This window comes from Microcystis sp. LE19-41.2A (assembly GCF_027530405.1).
GTDB lineage: Bacteria > Cyanobacteriota > Cyanobacteriia > Cyanobacteriales > Microcystaceae > Microcystis > Microcystis aeruginosa.
In genome coordinates this window covers 1-6,880 of record NZ_JAPZQJ010000452.1, presented here as the reverse complement: position 1 = coordinate 6,880, position 6,880 = coordinate 1, and the positions used below count along the sequence as shown (strand labels likewise).

At 40.8% G+C, this 6,880-nt stretch carries 5 protein-coding genes and 1 pseudogene; 2 read left to right on the top strand and 4 right to left on the bottom strand.

Annotated elements, in window-relative coordinates:
• Positions 1 to 179 precede the first annotated feature (179 nt).
• Positions 180 to 1,343: a cysteine desulfurase family protein gene (locus O9290_RS19255; protein WP_288059798.1), complete on the top strand. Its 1,164-nt coding sequence runs from the start codon at positions 180 to 182 to the stop codon at positions 1,341 to 1,343.
• Positions 1,344 to 1,405: 62 nt separating this feature from the next.
• Here O9290_RS19255 and O9290_RS19250 read toward each other — a convergent pair whose 3' ends face one another.
• The gene (locus O9290_RS19250; protein WP_288059796.1) at positions 1,406 to 2,878 is read right to left on the bottom strand and encodes an NADH-quinone oxidoreductase subunit M; all 1,473 of its coding nucleotides are present in this window, start codon (positions 2,876 to 2,878) and stop codon (positions 1,406 to 1,408) included.
• 658 nt (positions 2,879 to 3,536) lie between these two features.
• Between O9290_RS19250 and O9290_RS19245 the strand changes: the two genes are divergently transcribed.
• Positions 3,537 to 3,803 carry a permuted SH3 domain-containing protein gene (locus O9290_RS19245; protein ID WP_288059794.1) on the top strand — a complete coding sequence of 89 codons (267 nt, stop codon included), beginning with the start codon at positions 3,537 to 3,539 and terminating at the stop codon, positions 3,801 to 3,803.
• Positions 3,804 to 3,827: 24 nt separating this feature from the next.
• On the opposite strand, the pseudogene O9290_RS19240 reads toward O9290_RS19245, so the two are convergent.
• The 3 genes and pseudogenes from O9290_RS19240 to O9290_RS19230 all read right to left on the bottom strand — a co-directional run.
• Positions 3,828 to 5,170 (bottom strand): annotated as a pseudogene (locus O9290_RS19240) (2-succinylbenzoate--CoA ligase).
• A complete protein-coding gene (locus tag O9290_RS19235; protein WP_288059790.1) occupies positions 5,146 to 6,111 on the bottom strand; it encodes an o-succinylbenzoate synthase in 966 nt (321 codons plus the stop codon). Before O9290_RS19235 ends, O9290_RS19240 begins: the two are co-directional and overlap by 25 nt.
• A 190-nt stretch (positions 6,112 to 6,301) precedes the next feature.
• A partial coding sequence (locus tag O9290_RS19230) for a bluetail domain-containing putative surface protein (RefSeq protein WP_288087390.1) occupies positions 6,302 to 6,880 on the bottom strand: 579 nt, incomplete at its 5' end.

Sequence of the window (6,880 nt, the reverse complement as noted above, 5' to 3'; positions counted from 1 at the left end):
GGGTTGAAGCATGAAACCCAACGCCCGCATGGGTTACGCTACCGCTAACCCATCCTACAAATAATTGTGCCTACCTACTTATCCGATACTTTTTTGTTAACATAGATTAGCAATGCACTTTCAGAGATTCTCTTAAAACAGAGGATATCTCCTTCCCAAATCCCCCGCGGGGGAAAAATATGTCTCAAAAGCCGATTTATCTAGATTGCCACGCCACGACACCGATGGAGCCGCAGGTTCTGGCGGCGATGTTGCCCTATTTTACCGAACACTTTGGTAATGCCAGTAGTATTAATCATGTCTATGGTTGGACAGCCGAGGCCGCAGTTAAACAGGCAAGAGAAACAATCGCCGCTGCTATTAATAGTAGTCCCGAAGAAATTATTTTTACCAGTGGGGCAACGGAGGCTAATAACCTGGCCATCAAAGGGGTTGCCGAAGCTTATTTCGCCAAGGGAAGGCATATAGTTACGGTGGTGACAGAACATCGCGCCGTTTTAGATCCCTGTCATTATCTGGAAAAATTGGGTTTTGAGGTGACAATTTTACCCGTCGGTGCTGATGGCCTAATTGACTTGGAACTACTAGAAAAATCTTTGCGTCCTGACACGATTTTGCTGTCAATTATGGCTGCTAATAACGAGATTGGGGTGATTCAACCTTTAGCGGCAATTGGGGCGATTTGTCGCCAGTATCAGGTACTTTTTCATACGGACGCGGCCCAAGCAATCGGCAAAATTCCCCTAGATGTGGAGGAAATGAATATAGATATGATGTCCTTAACTGCCCACAAAGTCCACGGACCGAAGGGAATCGGTGCGCTGTACGTCCGGCGCCGGAACCCCAGAGTTCGTCTCGCCGCTCAAATTCAAGGGGGAGGCCAGGAAAAAGGACTGCGATCGGGTACAATATTTACACCGCAAATTGTCGGTTTTGCCAAGGCAGTAGAATTGGGCATCAAAGCGATTGAAGAAGATACCGGCTACTTAAATCAGTTAAAAGCCCGTTTATGGGAGATTATCAGTCAATTAGACAGAATTTATCTCAATGGTCATCCTAGCCAAAGATTAGCCGGAAATTTGAATATTAGTATTGAAGGGGTGGACGGTGCGGCGTTATTGTTAGGATTACAGCCAATAGTGGCGCTTTCCTCCGGTTCTGCCTGTTCTTCTAGCCATACCGCCCCCTCCCACGTTTTAACTGCCTTGGGTCGCCCCGAATCTCTCGCTTATGCCTCCCTGCGCTTCGGGTTGAGTCGTTTTAATACTTTAGAAGAAATTGAACTGGTGGGGGAACAGGTGGTTTTAACGGTTAATTCCCTCCGCAAAGCCAAAAATTTTTGACGTTTCGGCTCCTATCCACAAGTTAGTTTCGGTCTAGGTTTAAAAAATTCTGGAAAAGGTTTCTATGATTGCCTTTGACTGATTGCCGTGCCAGTTAATAACACTGATGCTTGGTTTTCACTCCAGTGAATCATCCAACTCGGTTGTAATCCCAAAACAATAATAAATAAAGCCAAAGCAATTTCGGGAAATCTTTCGGGCCAGGTACTGCGAGGAATGCGCGATAATTCAGGGGTTAAACGGCCAAAGAAAACCCGATTAATCATCAGGAGAAAATACACTGCGGTTAAACCACTAGCAACCAAACATAAGAGCGTTTGTATCGGAAAAATCGGGAAACTGCCACGAAAAACTAAAAACTCGGCGATAAATCCCACCATTCCAGGGATGCCGGCGCTGGCCATAGCCGCTAAAATCATTAACATTCCCGTGATTGGTAAACCTCTTTCGGGATTTAATAAACCGCGTAGATAATCCACATCCCGACTGCCGGTTTTTTTATACACTACTCCCACCAACAAAAATAACAAAGCGGAAATTAAACCGTGACTAATCATCTGCAAAATCGCCGCGGTGATGCTTAATCTGGTGGTGGCCGCCGCCGCTAGTAAAATATAGGCCATGTGGGAAATGGAAGAATAGGCCACTACTTTTTTCATATCCTTTTGGGCAATAGCGCAACTGGCCCCGTAGAGGGCGCTGATAGCTGCTATCGTTGCTAACCAAGGGGCGATAGTCACCCAAGCATCGAGGAATAAACCGACTCCAAAGCGCAGCAGTCCATAGGTTCCTAATTTGAGTAATATTCCCGCTAAAAGCACAGAAACGGGGGTAGATGCTTCGACGTGGGCATCCGGTAGCCAAGTATGAAAGGGAAAAATCGGGATTTTGATGGCTAATCCAATCAGAAGGGGAATAAGGAGCAGTAATTGAGTTTTAACGTCTAAATTATTCGATAAAAGGGGATTATAGGCGAAATTATCAGCACCGGTTAGCCAAACTAAGCCAAGGAAAGAGATTAGCACTAAAAAGCCGGAAATTGCCGTGTATAATAAAAATTTCATGCCCGCATAACCGCGTCTTTGACCCCCCCAAATGGCAATGAGAAAGTAAAGGGGAACGATTTCTAATTCGTAAAATAGGAAAAATAGCAGTAAATCCTGCGCTAGAAAGGCCCCCGCTACTCCGGCATTGAGTAACAAGAGCAGGGAATAGTAAAATTTCGGTCGGTTAACCTCTGTGCCACTAGCATAAAGAGCAATTATTGTCAAGATGCTGTTAAGAAAAAGTAATGAAAATGATAAGCCATCGACACCGAGGGCATAATTGAAACCGAGGAAATTAATCCAAGGCAGGTTAACCGTGAACTGCATTTGCGGGTTACTAGGGTCAAATTGCCAGCCAAGGAGAATATTAAGCAGTAAGAGAACGACAGCAAGAGTTAGAGCTAATCCGCGCACTTTTTTCGCCTCTAGAGGCGTGTAGGCAATCAGTATCGCCCCTATAATCGGTAGCCAAATAAAAGCGTTGAGCATTCTTTAATGGGGATGATAAACCTTCCCATTATTGCCTGAGCGGTCAATCTTTAGCAAGATAGCTATCAACTTTTAAGTAGGGAGGCACAATCATTTGTAGGATGGGTTAGCGGTAGCGTAACCCATCGGGGCGTTGGGTTTCATGCTTCAACCCAACCTACGTTCATCTTATATTTAATTCCACCCACCTACTTAACATTCATTTTTGAAATAACTATCTCTGGTTTTTCCCGTTTCTGTGTGCAGAGCAGAAGAATAGGGATAATTTTCCAGAAATATAGTCTTCAAAACCTTGCCTAGCAAAACTCCTACGAATGATAAGCACTGATTATCACACAAATTCGAGAAAAGCCAAAGTTCTAATCATTAGGTTTGTTATTAATATTTATTAAGTTTCAGTTAATTATCTTAAGTTTTAGTTAATTATCTTAAGTTTTAGTTAATTATATTACGTCTCAGTTAATGCCGAGAAAATATGCTAAATTGATGGTCAAGGTTAAAGGGGGGTGCAAAGCCAATCGCCTCTTACCCTTCTCAGAAACAGAAAAACTAGGCAACTGATACTAATTTTTAACAGTCGTAACTAACATCTGAAAATTCCGCTCTCAGAAAGAAATTACGCTTTGGAATAATCAACTAGGTTGTCATTACTTTACCTTTGAAAAATGATCTGAGGCTAACTCAGCCCAATAACAATGTGAGACTGACTCTTTTAGGGTTCTCAATTCCTCGGGCTTTAGTCGTACCAAATGTCGCTGTTTTAACTCAAAATGGCAAGACTGGGGTATTAGTTCCTAACCAGGAGAATAAACCTAAATTCCGTCCGGTGACTCTTGGCCCAGTTATCGGCGATAAAACTCAGGTTCTTAATGGGGTTAAAGTTGGAGAGCGGGTATTTATCGACTATCCTGAAGATTCTCCTTAGAGTATCTGTTTGGATCAGCTATAATTATCGTCTGGGGTTTGACTCGGTGTCAAAAAAGTTTCGGCTAATTTAATTAAAGTGGTTTGATTAATCTTACCTTGAGGACTTTTTGGTATCTCTGGTAATTTTATCCAATGTTTCGGCAGTTTATAATTGACTAATTTATCCTTAATCTGGGATTGAATAATTGTCTGGTCTATCTGAGAATTAACGGGGACATAAAAAGCGACAATTACCTGTACCCATCGAGAATCTGGCAACCCTAAAACCACCACATCTTTAACTAAATTAGTGTGTCTAATGGCAGTTTCTACCTCAAGAGGATAAACATTTTCTCCTCCAGTAATTATTTTTTGACTATCGCGACCAATGATATATAAATAACCACTTTCATCGAAGTAACCTAAGTCATCGGTCTCGAAGTAGCTTGCTTGATTAAGATGGGGATAATAGCCTAAAAATAAAGATTTCGCTTCAATAATAATTTTCTGGTTATCGGGATTAATTTTTATCTGAGCATGGGGTAATAGCTGTCCATTACTATTATTGCCTCGTCGAAAATCTTCTGGTTTAAGGGTGACAATTTGTGAGGCAGTTTCCGTCATTCCATAGGTGGGAGACAGAGAAATATTATATTCTCTAGCTTTTTCTAGTAAAGATGGCCATGCAGGGGAACCTCCTAGTAAAACTGTTTTAAAATTGGCTAACCAACGAGGATCATTTTCTAGAAAGAATTGTAATTGAGTGGGTACTAAAGAGATAAAATAATCTTGAAGATTGAGATTATTTATGCGCTTTTGTTTGATTTTATGGTAAGAAATAACAGCAAAATCTCCCTCTGTTAAAAAACTTCTCAGAAACTGCATTAAACCACTAACATGATATAAAGGCAGTAGGCAAAAAGAGTTAACCTGCTCGACTTGAAAATATTCAGAGAAACCTTTGACAGAAGCAGTTAAAGTTAACCAGTTATGGATAGCAAAGCGAATTTTTCCCGAGGTTCCCCCCGTGGGTATCATCAGAGAATTAGTCAAAGGATTGACAGGAGGAGAATTATGGTTAAAAACCTCGATATTTTCACCAAAAATATAATCGGGTTGCATCAGAGAGAAAACCTGTTGCCATTCGTTAGTTTTCCAGTCAGGATTAGCTAGAAATAGGCAACTTTTTGACCTGACGGCAGCCAAGAATATCGCTAGAAATTTAAGGGGATTGCCTTCAGCAAGCAGTATAGTTAATCGAGGATTATCTGCGGCGATAAATTTCTGACAATAGGACTGATATAATTGATAAAATTTCTGGCTATTGTATCCATATAACCAATCTTTTTGACTGAGATATGCTAATTGTTTGCTGATGTCGTCCACAGTTTTTCTAACCAATCGGGGTCACTATTATTAAACCATTGTTGCACACCAAAACCTAAAGCTCGCTCCTTTTTGGGGTATTCTTGTGCTAGACGTAGAGCGGATTTTCTGCCGATATTAGTTTCTAAAACGGAGGAAAATACTAAATCTAAGGGATATTTTTCCCAGAGATGTCTTAACCCGTGGATTGAACCGGTAATAGCAGGTTTAATCACAAAAATTCCTCGCCATCCCCGTTGATAATATTCCTCTATTTGTCGAAGATTGGCCACCGATTCATCTAAAGCAATTCCTGTGGTAAAATCTTGACTTAATTGCAACATTTCTAACCATTGAGACGGGGGTAAAGGTTGTTCGATAAATTCAATTATTTGACATTCATCGGCAATTTTTAACCAGATTTTACTGTCAGCCATACTCAATCCCCCATTGGCATCTAAACGCAATTTAATTTCCCTGGGTAATCGGTCAATTAATTTTTCAAATAAGGTTAACTCCTGCTTGAGAGAATTGACCGCAATTTTCCATTTATAAGTATTAGTTTGATTAGCGGCTAAAATATCATCCAGACAGGGAAATACTGCCGTACCAGTGGGCAATAAATAACTATAATTTCTCGGTTCTAATTCTCTTGATTGATTTTCTATACTTAAATCTTCTAAAGCTGATTCAAAGGCAAATTGACAAGCAGGAAATTGTTCAGGAATATAAAAAATTGAATTTATTGATAGGGGATTTTCGAGACTTTGACAGAATAATATTGCTGCCGATAATGTTTCTGAACCAAATTCAGGTAAAGGAGCAATTTCTCCCCATCCAATACGTCCATCTTCCGCTTCTAAGCGAATAATAATTCCTTCCCTAATTTCCCAGAGTCCGTGATGGGTTTGTAGGGGATGCAGCAAAGGACGCTGATAAACACGAAATTGCCAAAAATACATAATTAACTATAAGTAGTCGTGAAAAGCTTAACATGAGCAGGCATTGGGTTTCATGTTTCAAACCAACCTACGTTCTTTATAGAGTTTGTCAGCGAAACGTTTTTTTGTTTTAAAGTCCAGAAAACGGGTTTCTAAATAGTTTCTTGAAGAAACCCGTTTTCTAGGTGACTTAGAAGGAGAGCTTAGACACTTAGATAAAGAAATTACCCACTGGAATGCTCCCTAAAGCTGGTAAAGCACCAGTAAATCCAGTGATATTTATTAATAAATCATTGCTGGATTGGAAGCCAGCCGCGCTATCATTAATAACGAGGTAAGTTCCGGCTATTGCACCGGTTGTTACCTGCACTAAGGCGGCACTATTAACCGCTAATCCTTGATTACCTGTAATCGCTCCATTAGCATCAGTAAATACTTGATTGATTAAATTCTGTAAAGTGGTGACAGTGCTATCAGCAGCGCGACTGAAACTACTAGGCGCATTCATGGGTAGTCCACCTTGAGTTAATAAGTCAATTTTATCACTATTGATGGCAAAATCTGTGATACGATCGCTTGTTGATATGGTAGATTGACCAAATTGGAAGATAAAGATATCTGCACCTAAACCACCAGTTAAAGTATCGACTCCAGCAGCACCATTGAGGCTATTATTGCCACTATTCCCTGTAATCTGGTTATTTAAGCCATTACCCGTGCCATTAAGATTACCAGTACCAGTGAGAAGGAGATTTTCCACGTTGTCGGGAAGGGTATAGGAAAGGGAAGC